Below are 22581 nucleotides of genomic sequence, written 5' to 3' on the forward strand. Positions count from 1 at the left end.
CTGGCGGTGGACGGTGCCTTCGGCGCGGGCACCAACACCGCCGTCCGCTCCTTCCAGTCCGCCCACGGCCTCACCGCCGACGGGATCGTCGGCCCCAACACCTGGCAGGCCCTGATCGTCACCGTGCAGCAGGGCTCGTCGGGCGCCGCGGTCCAGGCCGCGCAGAGCCAGCTCAACGCGCACGGTTCGTCCCTGGCGGTGGACGGTGCCTTCGGCGCGGGCACCAACACCGCCGTCCGCTCCTTCCAGTCCGCCCACGGCCTCACCGCCGACGGGATCGTCGGCCCGAACACCTGGCAGGCCCTGGTCTCCTGACCCTCGGCACACCCTGACCGGACAGCGGCACCGCCCGCGATCCCGGTACGGCACCCCGGCCGCGCTCCTCCGGCCGGGGTGCCGTTCGCGTGAACGCGGAAGGCACGGGTCAGCGCGCGCCGGCGCCGCGCGACATCGGCCCCCTCCCGGGACCGGGGGCCTCGGGCGACGGGCGACGGGCGACGGGCGACGGGCGACGGGGTCAGCGTTCGCCCTGGGCGACCTCGATGGAGCCGTGGAGGTCGTGGGCCGCCTGGAGGGCGCTGGCGGCGGACAGGGCGAGGCAGGAGGCCAGGACGAGGGCTATGGCGCGGGGGGCGCGGGCGCGGAGGTGGGGGGTGGTCGGGGGGTGGGCCAGGAGGGCGGCGACGCGGCGCGGCACGGGCCCGGTGGCGGCCGGGAGCGCGGCGTGCGGCCGGACGCCGGGCCGGGAGGCCAGGGCGGCGCGCCCGATGGCGCGGGCGGCGAGGCGGCGGTCGCCGACGGCGAGGGCGGCGGACTCGTCGGCCCAGCGTTCGAGGGCGTAGGACAGCGGCCCGCGCAGGCCGCGCAGGGCGGGGTGGCAGGAGGAGGCGAGGGCGAAGGCGGCGAGGAAGAGGTGGTGGCGCCCGGCGAGGTGGGCCCGCTCGTGGGCGAGCAGCGCCTCGCGCTCGGCGGGACCGAGGGCGCGCAGCATGCCGGTGGTGACGACGATCCGGCCGGGCCGTCCGGGCAGCGCGTACGCGTCGGGGCCGGGGTCCTGGAGGACGGTGAGGTCACCGGCCGCCGTACCGGCCGCGACGGCGCGCCTGCGGGCCCGCGCGGCGAGCACGAGGTGGCGGCGCGAGGTGCGGACCAGCGCCGTGACGACGGCGGCCAGCAGCACGGCGGCGACGCACGCGGCGGCCACCGTCACCTGGTCGCCGACCACCGGCAGCACGAAGTGCGCGAAGGCGGCGACCGGCGGGAGCCGCAGGGCGCCCGCCCCGGCGAGCAGCAGCAGCGCGGTGGTGCTGCACGCGGCGAGCGCGACGGCGGACCCGGCGAGCAGCCAGGCCGCGGCGCGCGGCGGCAGCGCGTCCGCCAGCCGCCGCGCGGCGGGCACGGCGAGCAGCGGGAGCAGCAGCGGCGCCCAGACGGCGAGGTTCACGGGCGGCGGCCCTCCGGGGCGGGACCGGCGGGGCCGGGGGCCGGGGACGGCCCGTCGTCCTCCGCCTGGACCAGCAGCTCGCGCAGCAGCCGTTCGTCGTCCGGGTCGAGCTGGGAGACGAAGCGGGCCAGGACCGTACCGCGGTCGTCCTCACCGGACTTGTCCAGCTCGGTGCGCATGCGGCGGGCGGCCAGGCCCGGCGAGTCCTGGACCGGCAGGTACGCGTAGCCGCGCCCCGAACGGGTGCGGCTGACGGACCCCTTCTCGTAGAGGCGCGCGAGGATCGTGGTGACGGTGGTGCGCGCGAGGGCGGTGCCCAGGTCGCGCTGGACGTCGGCGGGGGTCAGGGCGCGGCCGTCGGCCGCCCACAGCGCGGCCAGCACGCTCGCCTCGAGTTCACCCGAAGGCCGCCGGGCCGACGCGTTGGCCTCCGTCATGGATCGCCCCTTCCGGCTCGTTCGTCTACAGTTCTGTAGACCGACTACACGACTGTAGTCGGGGAGGGTGCCGCGCGGCACCCCAGGACCCATTATGGGAGGGCCCCACCGTCATGCCCCTGCCCGCGCTCGATCAGGCCGTGAACGTCCTGGACGCGACCTCCCTGCTGTCGTCCTTCGGGGCCATCGGCATCGCGGTCATCATGTTCGCCGAAACCGGCCTGCTCATCGGCTTCTTCCTGCCCGGCGACTCGCTGCTCTTCACCGCCGGGCTGCTGTGCGTGCCCGGCGCCTCCGATGTGGTGCATCTCTCGCTGTGGCAGGTGCTGCTCGCCGCCGTGGCCGGGGCGCTGCTGGGGGCGCAGACCGGTTACGTGATCGGACGGCGCGGCGGCCCCGCGCTGCTGAACCGCACGAAGAACGCCAAGCTGCACCAGGGCGCGGCCAGAGCCGCGGAACTCCTCGAACGGTACGGCCACGCCAAGGCCGTCGTCCTGGCCCGCTTCATCCCCATCGTGCGCACGGTGCTCAACCCGCTCGCCGGGACGCTGAACGTGCCGGTCCGCACCTTCACCGTCTGGCAGATCGCGGGCGGCGCCGTCTGGACCGTCGGCCTGGTGCTCGGCGGCTACGGGCTCGGCTCGTCGATCCCGCACGTGGACACGTACCTGCTGCCGATCGTCGCGGTGATCGTGGTCGTCTCGCTGGCGCCGCTGGTCCTGGAGGTACGGCGCAGCCGCCGCGACGGCGCGAAGGCGGCCGACGCCGAGCCCGTACCCGCCGCGTCCGCCCCCGCCGTGACGACCCCCGCCGCCTCTGACCCGGAGCGCCCGTGACCTCGCAATTCGACGCGGGCCTGTACCGCTGGATCACCGACCTCGCGGGGCGCACCCCGCAGCCCGTGGACGACACCGTCCGCTTCTTCAGCGACTACGGGCTCGGCCTCTTCGCCGTCCTGATGCTGATCGTCTGGTGGCGGGCCCGCCCCGCCGGGTCCGCCGCGATGGCGGCGGCGCTGGCCGTGCCGTTCACCGTCGTGGTCGCCTTCCTCGTCAACGACGGGGTCAAGGCGGTCTTCGACGAGCAGCGGCCCTGTCAGACGCTGCACACCGTCACGGTCGAGACGTGTCCGGCGCTCGGCGACTGGTCCTTCCCCAGCAACCACTCCGCCATCGCCGCGGCCGCCGCCGTCGGCCTGCTCTTCGCCGACCGGCGCCTGGGACCGCGCCTCGCCGTCCCCCTCGCCCTCCTCATGGCCGCCTCGCGCGTCTGGATCGGCGTCCACTACCCGCACGACGTCGTCGTCGGCCTTTTCGTCGGCGCCCTCGTCGCCTGGCCCGTCTCCCTCCTGGCCCCCCGCGCCGCCCCCGCCGTCGACCGCCTCCGCGCCACCAGACTCCGCCCCCTGGTGCACGCCCTGCGTCCCGCCGCCGAATAGCCTTCCGGGGTGCGGGCCCGGTCGGTTGACCGCGCCGCGCTGTGGCGCGGCCCGGGGCTCGGGGCTCGGGGCTCGGGGCTCGGGGGTCTGCGTACGGGTCTGCGTACGGGTCTGCGTACGGGTCTGCGTACGGGCTACATGCGGGATTTCAGGACGTCGACCTCGCAGCCCGGGGCGAACGGGTCGAAGCCGTGTTCGGTCAGCCAGCGGACGCCCAGGAGGGCGCGCAGGGACCACCAGGCGCGCAGGGCGTCGAGGTCGACGTCGGCGCCGTAGCCGGTGAGGAGGTCGCCGAGGCGCTCCTCGTGGCCGAGGGTCAAGGTGGCGAGGTCGAAGAGGGCGTCGCCCCGGCCCGCCTCCGACCAGTCGATGACGCCGGTGACCTCGGCGCTGTCGACGAAGACGTGATCGATCTGGAGGTCGCCGTGCGCGAACACCGGCGTCCACGCCCGGAGCGCGGCCTCGGCGACCCGGCGGTTGCGGGTGACCAGGGCGGCGGGCAGGACACCGCTGGTCACCAGCGCCTCGCACTCGCCGTCGAGTTCCACCGCCAACTCGTCGGGGTCGCGGCGGCGCCGGCCTGCCCAGGGCGGCAACGGCGCGTCGTGCAGCCGCCGGACGGCGGCGCCCGCCGCGGCCCACGCCGCCGGGGACGCGGGCGACGGCTCACCGAGGCGGCCGAGCGCCGTGCCCCGGACCGCGGCGAGCGCGAGCACGGGCGGCTCGCGCCACAGGATCTCCGGGGTCGGGACCGGCGCCAGGGCCATCGCCTCGACCTCGACGTCGATACGCGCCTGATCGGCGTCCACCTTCAAGAACACGTCGCCGACGCGCAGGGTCGCGCGCTCGGAGTGGGCGACCACCACATTGACCTCGTCCATGGGCGGCAGTATCCGGGGGGAGGGCCCCGGCGTCACCGGATTTGCCGCGTGGGCCGACGCGGCCGGCCGTGTCCCGCTACCCCGCGGCCGTACCGCCCCCCGCGTAGGCGGACCTGATGGCGGACCACCGGGCCGCCTCGGCGGGGGTGAGCCGGTCGCGGAGGGCGGCGAGGTGGAGGAGGGCGGATTCGGCGCCGGAGGCGAGGGTCTGCGCCTCCGCGCGGTAGTGGTCGTCGATGACGGCCTCCAACTCGGCCTCGTTCATGGCGGGTTGGATACGGGCGGCGAGGCGGGACATCGTGCGGTAGGAGCCCTGGAGGAGGAACGGCGGCTCGGTGCGCGAGGCGTCGGTGCGGGCCGCGGACGCGATATAGGCGGCGTTGACGGCCAGCACGGTGGCGCGGGCGCGCAGCAGATGGCGCAGGACGGCCACGATGTCCTCGCGCTCGGCGGCCGGATAGGGGTGGGCGAGGTCGTCCGCGCGGGCGGTGGGGTCGTCCTCGGCGAGCCGGATGAGGAGTTCGAGGTCGCCGCGCTCGCGCCCGGCCAGCGGCGCGAGCGTCTCGTTGGCGGTGAGCGCGTTCTCCACGTAGCTCAGCGCGAAGAGCGCCTCCCTGCCGGTCAGGACGTCACCGAGGTTCCAGACGTCGGCGCGGTTGGCGAGCATGTCCGGGACGCGGAAGAGGCGGCCGGACTCGGTGTACGGGTTGCCCGCCATGCAGACCGCGAACCGCTTGCCCCGCAGGTCGTACGTGCCCGCCGCGCCCTCGACGCGGCGCTGCGCGTCGCACAGCGTGATGAACTTCTGAAGGAGCTCGGGCGAGGTGTGCTGGATGTCGTCCAGGTAGAGCAGCACGTTGGAGCCCAGCTCCAGCGCGAAGTTGATCTTCTCGACCTCGCGGCGCGAGGTGGCGTCGGGGGCGCGCTCGGGGTCGAGCGAGGTGACGCCGGTGCCGAGCGCGGGCCCGTCGATGGTCACCAGGGCGAGGCCGAGCCGGGCGGCCACGTACTGCACGAGCGAGGTCTTGCCGTAGCCGGGCGGCGACATCAGCATCAACAGGCCGCCGGACGGGCCGAATTGGCGGGCGAGGTTGTCGCCGATGAGCGGCAGCGACACCTCGTCGAGCAGCCGGTTGCGGACGAAGCCGGTCAACGGCCGCGGGCGGTAGGCGTCCAGGTCGAGGCGGTCGCGCTCGGCGGCCACCACGGAGGTGCGGTGCCGCTGGTAGGTGCGGTAGGCGGGGACGTCCTCGGCCCTGAACCGCCGTACGCGGGTGAGGGTTTCGTCCAGGCGTACGGCCATCCGCCGGGCGGTGATCCGGGGGTGGGTGCCCAGCAGACCGGTCACGGTGGTGCCGACGGCGGCCTCGGAGGCGTAGACCGCGAGGTCGGGACCGCAGACGAACGCGGCGGCGGCCTCGGCGAGTTCACCGTCCGCGGAAGAGACGGAAGAGACGGAAGAGGCCGAAGAGGCCGAAGAGACCGAGGAGCTCGTGGCATGCGCGCCGAGCCAGCCCGTCACGAGCTGCCAGCGCGCGCCCAGGTCGTCGCCGAGCGCCCCGAGGTCGTCGAGGAACTCCTTGTACGGCACGCCCTGCGCGCCGCCGAGCGCGGAGACGAACCGCTCCCGCAGCGCCCGCGCCTCGGCGCCGCCGACGAAACCGGTCCGGTCGGCGGCCAGTTCGGCCACCAGGTAGTCGCCGACGGGCGTCCCCTCCCCCACCGCGCCGATCCGGCCGAGTCCGGCACGGGCGGCGAAGTCCCGTACGGCGGAGTCGAGTTCGGCGGCCAGCTCGGTCAGCGCGGGCACGGCGGCGGCGGAGTCCCCGAAGGCGGACGCGGCCCTGCTCAGTGAGCGGGCCCTGGTGGTCCAGGCCGGCCGGGCGGCCGGGGCGGCGCCATGGGTCCAGAAGAGCTGGGCCAGGGCGCGGTCGGCCGCGGGGTGGCGGAGCAGGCCCGCGGCCGTGTCCAGCTCGTGCAGCGCGGTCAGCAGCAGCGTCGCGTCGTGGTCGTGGACACCGCGCTCGTAACCCTCGTCGAGCCGGGCCGCGGCGGCCTCCTTGACCAGCGCGGGGATGTCGGTCAGAGCGCCGGGGGCGTCGAGCAGCAGGGTCGCGGCGAGGTATTCGGCGCGGTACAGGTCGGGCGACTCCGAGACGACCGGGCGGTCCCAGAAGCGGCGGGTGGCCGCGAAGGCGGGGTCGGCGACCGGCACGAGGTAGTCGGTGCCCGAGATGGTGAAGGCGAGGCCGTCCGCGTGCGGGACGAGGGCGAGTTCCAGCGGCTGGGTATTGACGGCGAAGCGGTGGCGGCCGAGCCGGATCACCGTGCCGTCGGCGTCGTAGAGGTCGAGCCGGTCGCGCAGCGAGCGGCCGGCGTCCTGCCGGGCCGCGGCCAGTGCCGCCTCGGCCTCCGCCGCCCGCGCCGGGTCGCCGAGGTCCCGCAACTGCGCGGCGATCCGCCGGTGCTGGGCGGCCATCGGGTCGGACGCGAAGTAGGTGTTGACGTCGTCAAGGCTGGGCAGCGCGGCGGCGCGGCGGCGCACCCCGGCCAGGACGCGCTCGGCGGAGGCCGCCAACCGCTGGGCCCGCTGGGCGCGTTCGTCGGCGAGCGCCTGCTTGCGGGCGGCGAAGGTCTGGTGGATCTCCTCGCGGCGCTCGTCCAGGGCCGCGAGCCGGGTGTCGTCGGCGGCGAAGCGCGTGGTCAGGTTCTCGATCCTGACCAGCAGCCGGCCGAGCTGTTCCTCGCAGCTCTCCGGGGTGTCGGCGGCGGCCAGCGCCCCGCTGACGCTCTGCGCCAACAGCGCGCTCTCGGCGGCGAATTCGCCTTCGGTCTCGGCGGCTGCCAGCTCCCTGCGGCGGCCGTCGAGCACGGCCCGCGCCTGGTTGACGGCGCCGAGCACGTCGGCGACGGCGGCCAGGATGCGGGTGCGGACGGTCGCGTCGTCGATCTCCAGGGTGCCGACGATCTCGGTGACGGTGGCGAGCCCGGTGGCCTGCTCGTCCAGGACGGCGGCGACCTCGGCCGCGTCCGCCGCGGCCGCGATGGCCTCGGCGTCGGCGGCGGTCGCGGCGACCCGGTCCCGGTAGCCGTCGAAGGCGTGCTCGTCGGCGAAGTACCCCGCCGCGCGGCGCGCGGCGTCCGCCAGGTCCTTGGCCAGGCTCGCGGTGAGCGCGTCCAGGCGCTCGGCGTCGACGTACCGCATCTCGCGCAGGGACATCAAGTGGCCCTGTGCGCGCCGCAGTTCGGTGAGCCGTTCGACCCACTCGTCCGCGGACTTCACGGCCTCGCCGCGCGCCTGCCGGACGAGGACGGCGATACGGGCGGCGCTCTCGTCGACTGCGGTCGCGGCGCGCGCGGTCAGGTCGCGTACCCGCGCGTACTCGGCGAGCACCTGCCGTCCGGTGTCGCGGACCTGGGCCAGCGGCGCGACCAGGTCGCCGGAGGCCGCGTCCGTCGAAGCGGCGTCCTCCTCGATGTCGCCGAGCCAGTGGTAGCGGTCGAGCACCCGCTCGCACTCGCCGACCAGCGCCTCGTAGCCCGGCAGCGCGGGCGCGGCCTCCAGGGCCAGGGCGGTACGGGCCACCGACAGCGTGTCCGCGACGGCCCGCACCAGGTCCGGGTTGCCGATCCGCTCCAGCGGTCCGCCGCCGACCGGCTGCGCGGCGGCGTAGGCGTCGGACAGGAACGGCGTCTCCCAGCGCTGCACCATGTGCACGCGGGCCGCCTCGCCGCCGTCGGCCGGGCGCAGCGTCAGCAGCGTGCCGTCCTCGTAGAGCGCGGCGCCCTGGACGTGCAGCGGCGCCGCGGCCTCCTTGCGGATGAGGTTGTACGGCAGCAGCAGGCGGCGGCCGTCGGCGGCGAGGAAGACGTACAGCACGTCCTCGCCGTTCGCGGACCGCACGATCCGCTCGAACTCCAGCTCCTCCGGGCCGGTTTCGTACGCGCGGGTGCCGCCGGTGGCGAGCGCGTAGCCGCCGGGGAAGACCACGCCCTGGTCGTCGGGGAGCCGCAGGCACGCCTGGCCGAGGGCGTCGAGCCGTTCGATCTCGCCGGTCCTGGTGTTGACCGCGAAGTGCCGGTCGGCGTTCTCGCGGTACGGCCGGACGCGCAGCAGCACCAGCGGGCCGACGGTGGCGTAGGCGACGTCGGCGTCCGCGAGGGCCTGGAGCGCGTCCTCGACGGGCTCCTCGTACGACGCCTCGTCGGCGCCGATGGCGAGCGTGCCGCCGGAGGTGGCGACGGTGACGGTGCCGCCGTCGGCCGCGGTCAGCGCGAGGTGCGGGTCGCGCCCCGCCACCTGGTCCTCGCGGGTGACGGCCGCCCAGGTGACGGTGTAGACGCCGCCGTCGGAGTCGGCCCACTCCTCGCGCGCGGTCCCCTCGTACGCGCAGCTCCCGTCGGGCGCGACCCGCCAGCCGACCACGCGGACGTCGCCGACGCCGGGCCCGGTGCTGAAGACCGCGAGCAGCCGCCCCTCGGCGACGCGCAGCCGCAGCAGCCGCGTCTGCCGGTAGTAGCGGTACAGCTCGCCGAACTCCCGTACGAACACGGGGTCGTCGAGCAGCCCGGCGGGACCCGCGTCGGCCCCGCCCTCGCCGCCCGCACGGCTCTGCCCGCCCCCACCGCCCTCGCCGACCGACGCCGCCGGGAGCGCCTGGAAGACGTCGCCGACCGAGGTGACCTCCGGCGGGTTCGAGGCGAAGAGCAGATAGGGGCCGACGGCGGCCACGTCCGCCGCCTGCGCGGGGTGGGCGGTGCGCAGCCGCTCGGTGCCGTCCAGGCGCAGCTCGGTGGTGCCGAACACCTCCTGGCGGCGGGAGTTGAGCGCCCCCGCCCGGTCCGCGAGCAGCCGCGCGGACGCGGTGAGCCGTGCGCGCAGCACCTCGTACGCGTCCCCGTCCAGCCCGCCCGCGGCTGATCCGCCCGCCGGGCGCGGCCCCCCTGAGGCCGCGCCAGGCGAACCCTCGGGTGCCGTGCCCCGCGACTCCTGCGCCCCGCTCACGCCCGGCCCCCTCACTTCTTGACGAGGCCGTTGGCCGAGGAGGCCGCGGGCTGGGCGTCGGGCGCGGCACCGCGCAGGGCGCTCAGCGGCGCGTCGGCCAGGCCCAACGACCGTGCCTGGTCGAGGAGTTTGTTCAGCGAACCCGCCTGGGGGCCGCCCTCGGCGATCAGGCGGCCGAGCACCGCGGAGACGGTGAGGTTGGCGACGTCACCGGACCCGAGCGAGGACAGCACGCGCGTGGCGTCCTCGGTGAAGCTGTTGCCCGAACCGTCGAGCCAGCTGCCCGCGAGCGTCTTGACGGTGTCGGAGTTCGCCACGAAGTTGTCGACGCTGCGCCCGGCCGAGACCGCGCCGAGCAGCTTGTCGAAGAAGACGCTGTCGCCGCCGACGATCTGGATGTCGGCGTGCTCCAGGCCGGTGGCCAGCACCGTCGCCTGCGCCTCCGCGATGGAGCGCTGCGTGTCGAGCCCGGCCATCCGGATGTCCTTCTCCGCGGCGAGCCGCAGCCGGTACTCCTCGTGGCCGCGCGAGGCGTCGTCGAGCGCCGCCATCGCGGCGGCCTTCTCCGTCAGGCCCTCGGCCTCCGCCTTCAGCTTCTCGCCGATCATCGCCGCGTCGGCCTTCGCCTGCGCGGTCGTGCCCTCGGCGTTGGCGAGCGCCAGCAGCCGCGAGCCCTCCGCCTCCGCCTTGAGCCGGGCCTCGGTGGCCTCGGCCTCGGCGTGACCGACCTTGGTGATCGCCTCCGCGCTGCGCTCGCGCACCTCGACGTCGGCGAGCCCGGCCGCCGCGGCCTCCGCCCGGATGCCCTCGGCCAGCCGGATCTTGGCGGCGGCGTCCAGCTCGGCGGCCTGCTTGCGGGCCTCGGCCATGGTCAGCGACTCGCGTGCCTTGTGGTGCGCGGCCTGCTCGGACGCCTCCGCCGCCTTGATGTCCTTGACGAGCTGCTCCTGCGCCTGCGCCTCCGCGGTGATGATGAGCGCCTGCCGCTCGCGCTCGGCCTCCTGCACCAGCCGCAGCGCCTTGATCGACTCCTCCTGCTCGGCCACCGTGCGGTCGACCGCGATCCGCTCCCGGATGACGTCGGCGACCTCGCGGCGCTCGGACTCGACCTCCTTCTCCTTGGAGATCCGGGACAGCTCCGTCTCCCGCTCGCGGGCGATGACTTCGAGGACGCGGTCCTTCTCGATCCGCTCGTTCTCCACGGCGATGACCCGCTCGCGGTTCTTCTGCGCGACCGCTATCTCGCGCTGCTGGTTCTCGCGCTGGACGCCGAGCACTTCCTCGGTGCGGATGAACGCGCCCTGCGCGCCCAGGCGTTCCTCCTCCTGCACGCGGGCGGTGGCCGCCTCTTCCTTGGCGCGCAGCGTCTCGACCTCGCGGCGCTGCTTGATCTCGGCCTCGGCCTGACGGCGTTCGAGCTCCAGGATGGTCTCGCGCGCGTCGACGTTCTGCCGGGTGATCTCCTTCTGCTCGGTGCGCTGGAACTCGTTGGTGCGCACGTGCTCGATCGCCGTCAGCTCGGTGATCTTCCGGATGCCCTGCGCGTCCAGGATGTTGGCCGGGTCGAGCTGCGTCATCGGGGTCTGCTCGAGGAAGTCGATCGCGCAGTCTTCCAGGTGGTAACCGTTGAGGTCGGTGCCGATGACCTGGATGATCCGGTCGCGGAAGTTCTCGCGGTGGGTGTAGAGGTCGACGAAGTCGAGCTGCTTGCCGACGGTCTTCAGCGCCTCGGAGAACTTCGCGTTGAACAGCGTCTGCAACGTCCCCTGGTGGCTGGCCCGTTCGGTGCCGATCGCCTGCGCGACCTTGATCACGTCCTCCTTCGTCTTGTTGACGCGGACGAAGAAGGTCAGGTGGATGTCGGCGCGGATGTTGTCCTGGCAGATCAGGCCCTCGCGGCCGGTCCGCTGGATCTCGATGGTCTTCACCGAGATGTCCATCTGCTCGGACTTGTGCAGGACGGGCAGCACGACGGCGCCGGTGAAGGTGACGTCGACATGCTTCGCCTTGGAGATGATCAACGCCTGGCCCTGGGCGACTTTTCGGAACAGCCGGCTCACGGTGAACAGCGTTCCGAGGGCGATGAGCAGAAGCACTCCGAAGAGCACGCCGATTCCGATGGCGGTGGCATCCATGGCAGATCCTCAGGTTCTACGGGTCTGGTGGTGCGGGGACGATGTGCCGCCGTACGGCGGGGTGGTGCCGCGCGGCGAGGCGGACCGGCCGGAGTGGTCCGGCCGGCGGGGACGTTCAGTGGGGACGTTCAGTGGGGGTGCGGACGGGCGGGCGCGGCGAGGCGTCGCGGCCCCGAGGCGGTGAAGCCTTCGGGCGTCGCGGCCTTCAGGGGTTGAACCGCTCAGACCGTCGCGGGGCCGATGCGTTCGTAAGGGTCGAACGGCGCGACCCAGAAGAACTCGCCGTCGGGCTCGTACGCGTAGATCAGCGCGGTGCTGCCCGCCGCGTACCTGTCCTCGCCGCTCTGCCGGACCTGGACCACCGCGGTGGAGCCGTCCGGCGAGGTGACCTCGGCCTGGCCGAAGGCGCCGGTGACGCGTCCGGTGCGGATCACGCAGGGCTGCCCGACGAAGTCCTCGCGTGAGGGCGGCCGTTCGTGCGGGAAGAGCCGTCGCAGCGGGCGGACCAGCACCCAGGTCAGCGACCAGGAGCCGATCACGGCGCCGCACAGGACGGCGAAGGACAGCAGCGTGCGCACCAGGCCCGGCGGGCCGGCGCCGTCGAGCGCCGCGGAGCCGGCCAGGCTCAGGAACCAGGCGAGCGCGGTGAGCAGCGAGAAGACGACGGTGACGGGCACGCCGTCCAGTCCCGTGGCGGCCAGCAGGCCGCCGAGTCCGCCGTGGCCCTCGTGGCCGCCGTCCGGGGCGTCGTGCGCGTGCGCGTCGAGTCCGCCGTGACCGCCGTGTCCGGCGCCCCCGAAGTCGGCGTCGGGGCCGTGGTGTCCGGGTCCGTTGGCATCGGCCCCCCCGAGGAGCACAACGAGCCAGAAGCAGACCACGACCACCAGGGCCCCGCCGAACAGGACGGTCGGAAAGCCGAGAACGATGCTGGTGAACTCCCCCATCCCCAACACCTCCCCCCTGTGCGGCTCTCCCCCGCCCCGCGATGATTGTCGCAGTCCGGGAACCTTTGTCGCATTGCCGGTTCCCGGCAGTCTTCACCGCGTCTACACGTCCTGAACCGACCGCAACCGAAACGGCTCCGGCCGCCGTCCGCGCGGAGTGACCCGTACGGAGGGCGGCCGGAGCCGTGGAGTACGCCGCGCGAAGGCGGGAGAACGCGTGATCTGCGGTGCCGTGGAAGGGCGGGGCGCGGGGGCCTCAGCCCTGGGCGGCCTCGATCTCCAGCGCGATGCGGATCTTGTCGCTGACGGCCGCGCCGGCGGCGCCGCCGGTCACGCCGAAGTCGCTGCGGCTGATCTCGGTGGCGGCCGAGAAACCGGCGATGGCGTGGCCCTGGGGGGCCGTGCCGAAGCCGTTCAGTTCGAGCTGGAGGGTGACGGTCTTGGTGACGCCGTGCAGCGTCAGGTCGCCGTCGACCTCGAACAGCTCGGAGGTCTTGGGGCGGATCGCGGTGGAGGTGAAGGTCAGCTCCGGGAACTTCTCCACGTCCAGGAAGTCCGCGCTGCGGACGTGGTTGTCGCGCATCTCGTTGTTGGTGCTCACCGAGGTGGTCTTGATCACCGCGGAGACCTTCGAGTCCACCGGGTTCTCGGCGGTCTCGATGGTGCCCTCGAAGCTGTCGAAGCTGCCGCGGACCTTGGAGACACCGAGGTGACGGACGTAGAAGGAGACATCGGAGTGGACCGCGTCGATCGTCCACTTGCCGGCGACGTAGCCGTCGATCACTTCGGTCTGGGAGGACATGTGGGGCTCCTTGAGCGGTGAACCGGGGTATTTGGTTGAGCGCTCACCCACCATAACGCCATGGTGTTGAGAGTTCAACCACCCGTATGCTGGTGGGCATGGACGATGTGCGCTGGCTGAGCGACGACGAGCAGGAGATCTGGCGTGCGTATATGACCGCGAGCGTGGAGTTCTCGGCGTATATCGACCGCCAGCTCCGCCGCGAGTCCGGCATGCCCATGGCCTACTACGAGATTCTGGTGCGGCTCTCGGAGGCGTCCGGGCGCAGCCTGCGGATGAGCGAGCTGGCGGAAGCCTCGCAGTCCTCGCGCAGCCGCCTCTCGCACGCGGTGTCCGCGCTGGAGAAACAGGGCTGGGTGGTACGCAGCCCCGCCGACTGCGACCGGCGCGGCTGGGTGGCGACGCTCACCGACGCCGGGTTCGCCGCGCTGGAAGCGGCGGCCCCCGGGCATGTGACGGCCGTCCGCGAGCACCTTTTCGACGTGCTGACCCCCGAGCAGCTGGCCACGCTGCGCGACGCGGGCCGGGCGATCAGCGCCGGGCTCAAGACGGAGTGCGAGGAGGCCCGCTCGGAGGAGGACCGGAGCTGCCCGACGCAGGAGGCGGAAGCCGCCGAAGTGGCCGCCGCCCGCGCCGCCGGAGCGACCGCGATACCCACCGGCGCGACACCGCCCCCGCCGGCCGCGTAGCCCCGGCCGCCGCGTCGGCACACCAGCCACGTCAGCGCACCCGCCGAGCCGTCCCGCCCGCCGCGTGGGCAGGGCCCTGGCTCGGGCGCGCCCGTCCCCGTCAGCGTCCCCGCCGAACCGTCCCGCCCGCCGCGTGGACAGCGCCCTGGCTCGGGCGCGCCCGTCCACGTCAGCGCACGCGCCGCGTCGGCGCGCGGCTCACAGCGGTTTGGTCGGCCAGTCCAGCAGCCTCGCGCCCATCGCGGCCGTCTCCAGGGTGTAGCGCTGCAAGGCGTCGTCCGGGTCGAAGCCGGTCACGGCGGCGATACGTTCCAGCCGGTACGACAGCGCGCGCACGCTCAGGTCGAGCCGCCGGGCGGCCTCGGCGTTCACGTACCCGGCGGCGGCGTACGCGGTGATCGTCTCCAGCAGCGGCAGCGCCCCGCCGCGCGCCTCCTCCAGCGGGCCGAGCACCGTCTTGACCAGGTCGAGCATCGCCGCGCGGTCCCGCATCAGCACCGGAAAGACCAGCAGGTCGGCCGCGTTGAGCACGGTCGCCTCCAGGCCGAGCCGGTCGGCGAGGTCCAGGGCGCTGAGCGCTTCCTCGTACGAGCGGACCACGCCGGAGGCGCCGCTGTGCGAGCGCCCGACGGCGGTCCTGGGCGCGGCGACGGTCTTCACGAAGGCGTCGAGCACCTGGCGCTGCGTGCCGGGCACGACGCAGACCATCCGGCCGTCCTTGGGCGCGACCAGCGCGTCGTGGTCACCGAAGCGGCCCGCCAGTTCGCGCTCGACCCGGCTGAGCGCGGGGTGCGTCTCGTCGTACGGCCCGTCCTCGGGCGCCGCGGCGACCGCCACGACGTGCTGGCCCGCGAGCCGCAGTCCGAAGCCCTCGGCCTGTTCCGCGAGGCGGCCGGGGTCGCTGCGGCCGTAGAGCAGGTCGTCGACGAAGGCGCGGCGGGCGAGGGCCGCGCGGCGTACCGAGTGCCGCTGCGCCCGGCTGTGGCCCTCGGCGAGGGCGGCGACACCGGTCTCCAGGGCGGCCAGTACGGCGGCGCCGACCTGCCGCAGCTCGGCGGTGCTCCTGGCGTCCGCCACGCCGGGCAGTACGGGCCAGGTCTCGCGGACGGCGGTGAGGTGGGTGCCGATCAGCGACGGCAGGGCTATGCCGGAGTCCGCTGCCTGCTCGCCCAGCGCGCGGCGGCTCTCGCGCTCGGCGCGGCTGAGCGGGCGGCAACTGCGGGAGACCTCGGCGAGCGTTTCGGGAAAACCGGTCAGAAACTCCGGCGGTACGGCTTCCGCGGCGCTGCCCGTACCCGTGGTCACCCCTGGCCCCCCGTCACTCCACCGGATCCGGCCTTCCGGTTCCTGGACATCAGGAACGTATCAAGGCTGCCGGATCCCGGAAACGGGGGGCGGGGGCAGGCCGCGTCCCAGCGGCGTCCGGCGGGGGGCCGACGGGCGCTTCGCGGTGATTCGGCCGGATACCCGGCGGACGCGGCGGTGAACGCCGCGCGCGGGGCGGCTACTTGGCCGTGGTCGTCGGCTGCGGAGTCGGGGTCGTCTCGCTCGCGGTCACGACGTCGCTCGGGGTGATGGCCTCGGGCGCCGGGGTGGCGGTGGCGGTCGGCTCGGGGCTCGCGGGCCCCGTGTCGTCGCTCTTCATCGCCTTCGCCTCGGACTTGAGGATGCGCATCGACTTACCGAGTCCGCGGGCCGCCTCCGGCAGCTTCTTGGAACCGAACAGCACGATGACGACGATCGCCACCACGATCAGGTGCCACGGCTCCAGCCCGTTTCGCAACATGGAGATCCTCGCTTCTTTCAGGGGGCCAACTGTGCCGAATACTTCAGCTTCGACTGTCGCATTGTCACCCGAAAGCCGTCGCCGACGGCACCCGGGTACTCAAAGCATGCGCAAAAAGCTTGTGAACGGGAAGCCCCCCTTCCCCCGGTCCGGTCGGCGGCGGACCGGAGGAGGGGGCGGGGGGAAGGCCCTGCGAGGCGCCGGGGGACGGGCCGGGGGACGTGCCGGGGGGACGTCCGGGCCGGGGGCGGTGTCAGCCGCCGTACGTGCCCGCCAGGCGGGCGGACGCCTTGTCCTTCGCCGACGGGTCCGTGGCCGCGTTGTCCCTGGTCGCCTTGTCCGGGTCGGGCAGCGCGTCGATCACCCGCTGCCAGCGCGGGTCGGTGACGATCTTGGCGAGCTGGGCCGAGCTGAGCGGCGGATTCGGACGTGAGATCGGGGCGTCCTTCTCATCCCTGGAATTCCACTCGCTCAGGCTGATCACGGCGCCGGAGGGTGTGACGAGGGTCGCGTACCACTCCTTGGTCTCGGCCCGGTGGTCGGAGTACTCGAAGCCCTTGGAGATCGTCAGCGTGCCGCCGTGCACGTGCGTCGACGTGCACGAGGTGTCCGGGTCCTGCGAGGGGAAGTCCGGGCACGACGGCACCGCCTCGCCCGCGCCGATGCCGAGCGTCACCAGCCCCTTGTTGAAGACGACCGCCGCCAGCGGAATGCCCTCCTCGGTGCCGCGGCTGGGCCAGGTGGACTTCGTGACATGCCCCTTGGGCAGCGTCGCCAGGAACAGGTCCATCACCTGCTTGGCCGTCATCGCGGGCCTGGCCGGCTTCGCCGCGGAACTCGCCTTGTCCGAGGCCGCGGACGACACCGCGGGCTTCGTGGGCGCCGACGCGACCCCGCTGCCCCCGTCGCCCTTGGCCAGGCCGCCGACCAGCGCGCCGCCCACCCCGACCAGGGCGAAGGCCGCGACGCCCGCGGTGATCGCGGCCGTACGCCTGCGGCGCAGTCTGCGGCCGTGCGCGTGCCCCTCCGCGACCAGGCCGCGGGAGTCGTCCGGCTGGAACGTGTCGGCGGTGCGGCGCAGCGCGTCGCCCAGCTCGTCTTCGAATTCGATCGGTTCGATGGGCATGGCGGAACCACCGTCTCGGTTTGGTGTGTACGGATGCGGTCTACGTGGGGGGTACGGCCACGGGTGCGGCCGGTTGGTCTGTCTGTCTGTCTGTCTGTCGACGGGAATCGGTTGCAGCCGACGCGGCTCAGCGGGCGATGAGATCGGCGAGGCTGCCGCCGAGGTCCGCCCTGAGCCGGGCGAGCGCGCGTACCGTGCGGGTCCTTATGGCGCCCGGTGTGGAGCGCAGGGCCTCGGCGGTCTCCTCGATGCTGCGGTCCTCCCAGTACCGCAGCACCAGGACCGCCCGGTCCTTCGGCGAGAGCCGGCCGAGCGCGTCGAGCAGCGTGATCCTTAGCGTCGCGTCGTCGCCGTGCCGCGTGGGGCTGTCCGGCAGCTCCGCGCTCGGACGTTCCTTGCTGCTGCGCCGCCGCTGGTGGGTCAGGAAGGCGCGGACCAGAACCGTCTGGGCGTACGCGGCCGGATTCCCCACCTTCGCCATCCGGCCCCAGACGACGAACATCCGGCCCAGCGTCTCCTGGACCAGGTCCTCCGCCAGGTGCGTGTCGCCGCTGGCGAGCAGACAGGCCGACCGGTACAGGTGGCTCGCGCGGACCGCCGCGAACTCCAGATACGCCGCCGTCTCCCCCTCTCGCATCCCGCTCCCCTTCCCCCGTCCGACCCTTCACCTCTTCGACGCGGCGGGGAACGGGGAATGTTACGGGGCGCCCGGGGACGTCTCCGGGCCGTTACGCGGCTGCCGCCACACCGTCCCGGTCCAGCGGCTTCGCGGCCTCGCGGGTGCCCTCGCGGGCGGCCTCGCGGGCGGCCTCGCGGGCCGGGTTCCGGGTGGGGAAGACCAGAAGGCGCAGCGTCGCGAAGCGGGCGATGCCCGCCAGGGCGGAGGCCCCCAGGTACACGGCCTGCGCCAGCAGGGCGCCCGGGTGCGGGTGCGCGTGGTCCAGCGTCAGGACGGCCGCCGTCGTGAACAGGTATGCCCCGAGCAGCGTCAGCGCCGACTTGCTGTGCACCCGCCACCCCGCCCATCCGCCTTCGGCGGACCTGAACGTGATCCGGTGGTGCAGCTCCGTCGCCAGCAGGGTCGACACCACGGTGACCACCGCGTTCACCAACGCGAACGGGGCGTGGCCCGCCGCCGCCACCAGCACGGCGCTCGACAGCAAGCCGACGCCTCCGCCGCACACCACGAATTTCCCGAACGCCGCCGACTTCGCTGCCGCTCTCTCCCCGCCCACCGTCTTCTCCATGCCCCCACCCTCCCCCCGCCCACTGACACGCCGCCCACACCCCACTGACACGCTCCCGCTGTGGGCCCCCCGATCTTTCCCGGCCCGCGCCCCCGAACAGCGCCCTTTGCCCAGGGCGGCACACCGATCTTTTGAGGGGCGCGGGGAACTGCGCGACAAGCCCCCACCGGGCTGCCAGCCCGAAAACAACCGCATCTGCCCCGCTGGGGTCGGTATTTCAGAGGCGCGCCACCGCGCGGGCTGAGCACGCCCACGCGGCGGCAGCCGCACATCAAACACAGCCCCGCGCCCCTAAAAGATCGGCTCACCGCCTGGGGCGCGGGCCCTCGCGGATGAGGACGAGGGCCGCTGGCCGTGCGCGAGGCGGGGCATTTCAGGGGCGCGGGGAACTGCGCGACAAGCTCCCACCGGGCTGCCGGCCCGAAGGCGACCCCATCGGCGGCGTGCGCAGGGGCACGGCCTTGCGGAGAGGCGAGGCGGTCTTCCCGCGCCCGGAGGGCGGGAGGGGGCGAAGTGGTCGGGTCCGGCCGCGGCGTGCCGCGCCCCCGTTGCGGCGGTGGATGGACCCACCCGCGCCGCCGGGCCGGACCCGGAGGTCAAGCATGGAGGGGGGCGCCAACCGGCCGCTAACATGGGGCTAACGCGCCGTTCGGGGGAACGGCCAGAGAGGGCCACGGATGCGGTTCGAGCTGCTCGGAGCTGTGACCGTGGAGGGTGGCGGCGTCGGCTCGGCGAAGGCGCGGGCACTGCTGGCCGCGCTGTTGAGCAGTCCGGGCCGGGCGGTGCGCCCGGAGGCCCTGAAGGCGGCGATGTGGGGCGAGGAGCCCCCGCCGACGGCGACGGCGTCGCTGCACAATCATGTGGCCCGGCTACGACGGCTGTTGGCCGAGGACGACCGCCCGGGTTCGCGCCTGCGGGCGGTCCCGCAGGGCTACGTACTGGACGTGGCGGTCGGCGAGCTGGACGCCGAGGTGTTCGTACGGCATCACGCGGCGGCGCGGGCGGCGCACCGGGACGGGGACTGGCCGGCGGTGCTGGCCGAGTGCCGGGCGGCGCTGGCGCTGTGGCGCGGCGACCCGCTGGCGGACGTACCGGCGCTGTCGGACCCGCTGCGGGCGTACGCGGCGCATTTGGCGGAAGCCCGGCTCCAGACCCTGGAGTGGCGGTTCGACGCGGAGTTGGCGCTGGGCCGCCATCAGGGAATGGCGGCGGAATTGGCGGCGCTGACGGCGGCGCATCCGCTGCGCGAGCCGTTCCACCGCCAGTGGATGCTGGCCCTGCACCGAACGCACCGGCAGGCGGAGGCACTTGCCGCCTTCCACGACCTGCGCCGCACGCTGGTCGACGAGTTGGGCGTGGAGCCGGGCCCCTCGGTGCAGGCCGCGTACCGCGAGATCCTGGCGGCCCCCGAGGACGAAGCGGCCCCGCAGGAATCCCAGCCGTCCACTCCCCCGGCTCAACTCCCGGCCGACACCGGCGACTTCACCGGCCGTACGGACGAACTGGCCGCGCTGCTCGGGGTGATACGCCCCTGCGACCCGGACGCCCCGCGCGTGGCGGTCGTCACCGGCATGGGCGGCATAGGCAAGACGGCGCTCGCGGTGCACGCGGCGCACCGGGCGCGCCGCGACTTCCCCGACGGCGTGCTCTACGCCGACCTGCGCGGCTTCGGCGCGGGTGACGCGCGCCGCCCGCGCGACCTGCTGGCCCGGTTCCTGGGCGATCTGGCCGACGGCGGCGCGCCGGGCACCGGCGGCGCGCTGCCGCTGCCGGACGACCCGGACGACCTGTCGGCGCTGCTGCGGCAGGCGCTGCACGGCCGCCGGGTGCTGCTGGTGCTGGACAACGCGGGCGACGCGGCGCAGGTGGTGCCGCTGCTGCCGGGCCGCGGCGACAGCGCGGTGATCGTGACGAGCCGCAGGACGCTGGCGGATCTGCCCGGAGCGGTACGGCTGCCGCTGGAGCCGCTGGGCGCGGAGGAGCAGCACCGGCTGCTGGTCGCGGTGTGCGGGCAGCAGCGGGTGGCGGCCGAACCTGCCGCGGCGGCAGGTGTGTTGGCGGCCTGCGGCGGACTGCCGCTGGCGCTGCGCATAGCGGGCGCCCGGTTGGCGGCCCGCCCCAACTGGCCGCTGACCGCGCTGGCGGAGCGGCTGGACGGCGCGGGCGACCGGCTGCACGCGCTGTCCGCGGGCGGCCTCGCCGTGCAGGACACCTTCGCGATGAGCTATCTCGCGATGCGCGACAGCCCGCAGGCCGCCGAGCGCGAAGCGGCCCGCGCCTTCCGGCTGTTGGGCCTGTGGCCGGGCCATCCGCTGGACCTCGTCCCGGCCGCCGCGCTGATCGGCCGCGACCCCGCCCCGGCCGAGGACCTGCTCGAAGCGCTGGTCGACACGCACCTGTTGCAGACTCCGCGGGCCGGCCACTACTCCTTCCACGATCTGCTGGGCGAGTACGCGGCGACCCGCGCCGCCGAGGAGGTGCCGCCGCGGGTCCGCGAGAACGGCCTGCGCCGCCTGCTGGTCTGGTACACGGTCACGGTCGCCGGGACCGCGGCCCTGCTCGCGCCCGAGGGCCATCCGATACCGCCGCTGCACGAGCAACCGGCCGTGCCCCCGCTGGAGTTCGACAGCGAGGAGGCCGCGCTGCGGTGGTGCGTCAAGGAGCTGCCCGCGATCAAGGAGGCGATACGGCTGGCGGCGGCGCGCCGCTGGCCCGACGTGGCGTGGCGGCTGGCGGCGGGTCTGTTCGGCTACGCGCAGGCGTACTGGTGGACCGGTGAGTGGGACCTGTGCCTCCAGGAGGCGATGGCCTGCGTGGAGGAGACCGGGGACGTCCAGGGCCGGGCGTGGATGCACAGCAGGCTCGGCGTCGCGCACGGCATGGCCGACCGGGTGGACCCGTGCCTTGAGCATCTGGGCGTCGCCCGGCGGTACTTCGAGGCGGCGGGCGACCTCCAGGGGCAGGCGGCGATCCTCAACAACCTCTCGGGGCTGCACCACGCGCTGGGTGACCACGATCTCGCGCTGGAGTACGGCAGGCAGTCGCTCGACCTGCATTACGCGGTGGGCGACGCCGACCGGGTCGCGACCGTGCTGGGCAATCTCGGTGACGCGCACCTGGGCGCGGGCGACCCGGCCGCCGCGATCGCCTGCTACCGGCGGGCGTTGGGGATGTGGCGCGAGCGCGGGCTGCTGACCAGCACGGCGCGCAGCCTCACCAGCCTCGGCGAGGCGCTGCGCACGGTGGGCCGGTACGACGAGGCGGTCGCCGCGCTGGAGGAGACGGTCGCGATCCTGGACCGGCTCGGGGACCGCGGTACGGCGGCCGACACCCTGGAGGTGCTGGCCCGTACGCACTTCGAGCGCGGCGACCCCGCCTCCGCCCGCAAGCACTGGGACCGGGCCCTGGAACTCGCCCGCACCTACCGCCTGGAGGCGAAGGCGCGGACGATACTGGCGGGCCTGGCGCGACTGGACGCGTGCGAGTCGGCGTGCGTGCGGCAGAGCGAGGACGGGGTCGCGTAACGGCGGGACCGGGCCTCCGGCCCGAACTCCGCCGCGCGGCAAGGGCCTTGGGCCCGCGGGCCCGGTGGTCAGACGGCCATCTCGCGCGGCACGGCCGCCAGCGCGTCCTGGATCGCGGTGATCAGCGCCCGCGCGGAGTCCGCGGTCAGCTCCAGAGCGACGCGGGCCGAGGGCCCCTTGGCGGGGGCGGCGAAGTCGATGTTCAGGGTGTGCTCGGCCAGCGCGTGCACGGGGTGGTCGAAGTAGACGGTCACGTCGGTGACGTGGAACCAGGAGCCGCCCGGCCCCTTGGCGCTGCCCTCGACCTCGGCCTTGACGGTGGAGTACGTGCACATGGTCAGCCCTCCAGGTGCTTGCCGTAGAAGTCCGCGATGCGCTCCCAGCCGTCCTGGACGGCGGGCACGTTGTAGTTGGGGCGGTCGACGGCGAAGAAGCCGTGCCCGGCGCCCTCGTAGCTGTGGAACTCGTACTCCTTGCCGAGGTCGGTGAGGATGCGCTCCAGCTCGGCGACCTCGGCGGGGCTGGGGTGGCTGTCGGCGGCGCCGAACAGGCCGAGCAGCGGGGCGCGGAGGCTGGGGAGCTGGTCGACGAGGTTGGTGATGCGCAGGACGAAGCCCTCGGGGACGGTGCCGGTGACGAAGGCGCCGTAGCAGTCGACGGCGGCGTCCACGTCGAGGTGGCAGGCGCTGAGCACGGCCTGACGGCCGCCCGAGCAGTGGCCGATGACGCCGGCCTTGCCGTTGGAGGTGGGCAGGGCGCGCAGGTACGCGACCGCGCCCTCGACGTCGCCGACCAGCCGCTCGTCCGGGACCCCGCCGTTGGCGCGGCCGACCGCGGCGGCGTCGTCGGGGGCCGCGCCGGGGGCCTCGCGGTGGAAGAGGTTGGGGCAGACGGCGTCGTAGCCCATCTCGGCGAACCGCCGCGTCATCTCCTTGGTCGGGCGGTCGTATCCGGGCAGGTGGTGGATGACGACGACACCGCCGCGGCGGTGGTCGCCCTCCGGTCGGGCCACGTACGCCTCGATCTCGTCGCCGCCGTGGCCGGTGATCGTGACGGTGGTGGCGGTCAGCGAACCGCTGGGGGAAACAGTCATGCGCCAGCTATACCATAAGCCTGGACTGAT

Annotated in this window: 19 protein-coding genes; 5 read left to right on the top strand and 14 right to left on the bottom strand. The window is 74.3% G+C overall.

Going from position 1 to position 22581, the window contains the following annotated elements; genetic code table 11:
- On the top strand, nt 1–315 hold a 315-nt coding region (locus ACZ37P_RS05560), incomplete at its 5' end, for a peptidoglycan-binding domain-containing protein (RefSeq protein WP_467344978.1).
- 202 nt (nt 316–517) lie between these two features.
- On the opposite strand, the gene ACZ37P_RS05565 is transcribed toward ACZ37P_RS05560, so the two are convergent.
- Nucleotides 518–1444, bottom strand: a complete 927-nt coding sequence (locus ACZ37P_RS05565; protein ID WP_355336403.1) for a M56 family metallopeptidase — start codon at nt 1442–1444, stop codon at nt 518–520.
- On the bottom strand, nt 1441–1881 hold the full coding sequence (locus ACZ37P_RS05570; protein WP_355336402.1) for a BlaI/MecI/CopY family transcriptional regulator: 441 nt from the start codon (nt 1879–1881) through the stop codon (nt 1441–1443). The genes ACZ37P_RS05565 and ACZ37P_RS05570 overlap by 4 nt, the downstream gene beginning before the upstream one ends.
- A 113-nt stretch (nt 1882–1994) precedes the next feature.
- On the opposite strand from ACZ37P_RS05570, the gene ACZ37P_RS05575 reads away from it, so the two are divergent.
- Both ACZ37P_RS05575 and ACZ37P_RS05580 read left to right on the top strand, forming a co-directional pair.
- Complete coding sequence (locus ACZ37P_RS05575; protein WP_355336401.1) at nt 1995–2717, top strand: DedA family protein; 723 nt, start codon at nt 1995–1997, stop codon at nt 2715–2717.
- Nucleotides 2714–3319, top strand: coding sequence for a phosphatase PAP2 family protein (locus ACZ37P_RS05580; protein WP_401309900.1), 606 nt, complete (start codon nt 2714–2716; stop codon nt 3317–3319). Before ACZ37P_RS05575 ends, ACZ37P_RS05580 begins: the two co-directional genes overlap by 4 nt.
- Before the next feature lie 134 nt (nt 3320–3453).
- Here ACZ37P_RS05580 and ACZ37P_RS05585 read toward each other — a convergent pair whose 3' ends face one another.
- The 5 genes from ACZ37P_RS05585 to ACZ37P_RS05605 form a co-directional block, all read right to left on the bottom strand.
- A complete protein-coding gene (locus tag ACZ37P_RS05585; protein ID WP_467344982.1) occupies nt 3454–4200 on the bottom strand; it encodes a phosphotransferase family protein in 747 nt (248 codons plus the stop codon).
- A 76-nt stretch (nt 4201–4276) separates the two neighbouring features.
- Nucleotides 4277–9205 carry a DNA repair ATPase gene (locus ACZ37P_RS05590; RefSeq protein WP_467344984.1) on the bottom strand — a complete coding sequence of 1643 codons (4929 nt, stop codon included), beginning with the start codon at nt 9203–9205 and terminating at the stop codon, nt 4277–4279.
- A gap of 11 nt (nt 9206–9216) precedes the next feature.
- The gene (locus ACZ37P_RS05595; protein ID WP_467344986.1) at nt 9217–11340 is read right to left on the bottom strand and encodes a flotillin family protein; all 2124 of its coding nucleotides are present in this window, start codon (nt 11338–11340) and stop codon (nt 9217–9219) included.
- A gap of 221 nt (nt 11341–11561) precedes the next feature.
- Nucleotides 11562–12284, bottom strand: a complete 723-nt coding sequence (locus ACZ37P_RS05600) for a hypothetical protein (RefSeq protein WP_355336396.1) — start codon at nt 12282–12284, stop codon at nt 11562–11564.
- A gap of 256 nt (nt 12285–12540) precedes the next feature.
- On the bottom strand, nt 12541–13086 hold the full coding sequence (locus tag ACZ37P_RS05605) for a YceI family protein (protein WP_355336395.1): 546 nt from the start codon (nt 13084–13086) through the stop codon (nt 12541–12543).
- A 98-nt stretch (nt 13087–13184) separates the two neighbouring features.
- Here ACZ37P_RS05605 and ACZ37P_RS05610 point away from each other — a divergent pair, with 98 nt between their 5' ends.
- Nucleotides 13185–13775, top strand: coding sequence for a MarR family winged helix-turn-helix transcriptional regulator (locus ACZ37P_RS05610; RefSeq protein ID WP_401309888.1), 591 nt, complete (start codon nt 13185–13187; stop codon nt 13773–13775).
- 198 nt (nt 13776–13973) lie between these two features.
- Here ACZ37P_RS05610 and ACZ37P_RS05615 read toward each other — a convergent pair whose 3' ends face one another.
- From ACZ37P_RS05615 to ACZ37P_RS05635, 5 genes are all read right to left on the bottom strand, one after another.
- A complete protein-coding gene (locus tag ACZ37P_RS05615; RefSeq protein ID WP_355336393.1) occupies nt 13974–15080 on the bottom strand; it encodes a PucR family transcriptional regulator in 1107 nt (368 codons plus the stop codon).
- Between the two features lie 199 nt (nt 15081–15279).
- A complete protein-coding gene (gene tatA / locus ACZ37P_RS05620; RefSeq protein ID WP_355336392.1) occupies nt 15280–15561 on the bottom strand; it encodes a Sec-independent protein translocase subunit TatA in 282 nt (93 codons plus the stop codon).
- 253 nt (nt 15562–15814) lie between these two features.
- On the bottom strand, nt 15815–16687 hold the full coding sequence (locus ACZ37P_RS05625) for a hypothetical protein (protein WP_402710619.1): 873 nt from the start codon (nt 16685–16687) through the stop codon (nt 15815–15817).
- A 127-nt stretch (nt 16688–16814) separates the two neighbouring features.
- A complete protein-coding gene (locus ACZ37P_RS05630; RefSeq protein ID WP_355336390.1) occupies nt 16815–17324 on the bottom strand; it encodes a SigE family RNA polymerase sigma factor in 510 nt (169 codons plus the stop codon).
- Between the two features lie 91 nt (nt 17325–17415).
- The gene (locus ACZ37P_RS05635; RefSeq protein WP_402710617.1) at nt 17416–17934 is read right to left on the bottom strand and encodes a GtrA domain-containing protein; all 519 of its coding nucleotides are present in this window, start codon (nt 17932–17934) and stop codon (nt 17416–17418) included.
- Between the two features lie 677 nt (nt 17935–18611).
- Between ACZ37P_RS05635 and ACZ37P_RS05640 the strand changes: the two genes are divergently transcribed.
- Nucleotides 18612–21458, top strand: a complete 2847-nt coding sequence (locus ACZ37P_RS05640; RefSeq protein ID WP_355336388.1) for an AfsR/SARP family transcriptional regulator — start codon at nt 18612–18614, stop codon at nt 21456–21458.
- Between the two features lie 68 nt (nt 21459–21526).
- Here ACZ37P_RS05640 and ACZ37P_RS05645 read toward each other — a convergent pair whose 3' ends face one another.
- Entirely contained in the window at nt 21527–21793 is a 267-nt protein-coding gene (locus tag ACZ37P_RS05645) for a DUF6295 family protein (protein ID WP_355336387.1), read from the bottom strand.
- A gap of 2 nt (nt 21794–21795) precedes the next feature.
- Nucleotides 21796–22551 (bottom strand): dienelactone hydrolase family protein, encoded by a 756-nt coding sequence (locus ACZ37P_RS05650; RefSeq protein ID WP_355336386.1) that lies wholly within the window; start codon nt 22549–22551, stop codon nt 21796–21798.
- Nucleotides 22552–22581: the final 30 nt, after the last annotated feature.

It is taken from the genome of Streptomyces sp. NPDC024632, assembly GCF_055559175.1.

What these genes read in the sequence shown, in the direction of transcription:
- tatA (WP_355336392.1), bottom strand. Translation starts at nt 15,561, where the DNA reads ATGTTGCGAAACGGGCTGGAGCCGTGGCACCTGATCGTGGTGGCGATC.
- ACZ37P_RS05595 (WP_467344986.1), bottom strand. Translation starts at nt 11,340, where the DNA reads ATGGATGCCACCGCCATCGGAATCGGCGTGCTCTTCGGAGTGCTTCTG.
- ACZ37P_RS05605 (WP_355336395.1), bottom strand. Translation starts at nt 13,086, where the DNA reads ATGTCCTCCCAGACCGAAGTGATCGACGGCTACGTCGCCGGCAAGTGG.
- ACZ37P_RS05650 (WP_355336386.1), bottom strand. Translation starts at nt 22,551, where the DNA reads ATGACTGTTTCCCCCAGCGGTTCGCTGACCGCCACCACCGTCACGATC.
- ACZ37P_RS05645 (WP_355336387.1), bottom strand. Translation starts at nt 21,793, where the DNA reads ATGTGCACGTACTCCACCGTCAAGGCCGAGGTCGAGGGCAGCGCCAAG.
- ACZ37P_RS05635 (WP_402710617.1), bottom strand. Translation starts at nt 17,934, where the DNA reads ATGGAGAAGACGGTGGGCGGGGAGAGAGCGGCAGCGAAGTCGGCGGCG.
- ACZ37P_RS05610 (WP_401309888.1), top strand. Translation starts at nt 13,185, where the DNA reads ATGGACGATGTGCGCTGGCTGAGCGACGACGAGCAGGAGATCTGGCGT.
- ACZ37P_RS05630 (WP_355336390.1), bottom strand. Translation starts at nt 17,324, where the DNA reads ATGCGAGAGGGGGAGACGGCGGCGTATCTGGAGTTCGCGGCGGTCCGC.
- ACZ37P_RS05600 (WP_355336396.1), bottom strand. Translation starts at nt 12,284, where the DNA reads ATGGGGGAGTTCACCAGCATCGTTCTCGGCTTTCCGACCGTCCTGTTC.
- ACZ37P_RS05625 (WP_402710619.1), bottom strand. Translation starts at nt 16,687, where the DNA reads ATGCCCATCGAACCGATCGAATTCGAAGACGAGCTGGGCGACGCGCTG.
- ACZ37P_RS05575 (WP_355336401.1), top strand. Translation starts at nt 1,995, where the DNA reads ATGCCCCTGCCCGCGCTCGATCAGGCCGTGAACGTCCTGGACGCGACC.
- ACZ37P_RS05585 (WP_467344982.1), bottom strand. Translation starts at nt 4,200, where the DNA reads ATGGACGAGGTCAATGTGGTGGTCGCCCACTCCGAGCGCGCGACCCTG.
- ACZ37P_RS05640 (WP_355336388.1), top strand. Translation starts at nt 18,612, where the DNA reads ATGCGGTTCGAGCTGCTCGGAGCTGTGACCGTGGAGGGTGGCGGCGTC.
- ACZ37P_RS05570 (WP_355336402.1), bottom strand. Translation starts at nt 1,881, where the DNA reads ATGACGGAGGCCAACGCGTCGGCCCGGCGGCCTTCGGGTGAACTCGAG.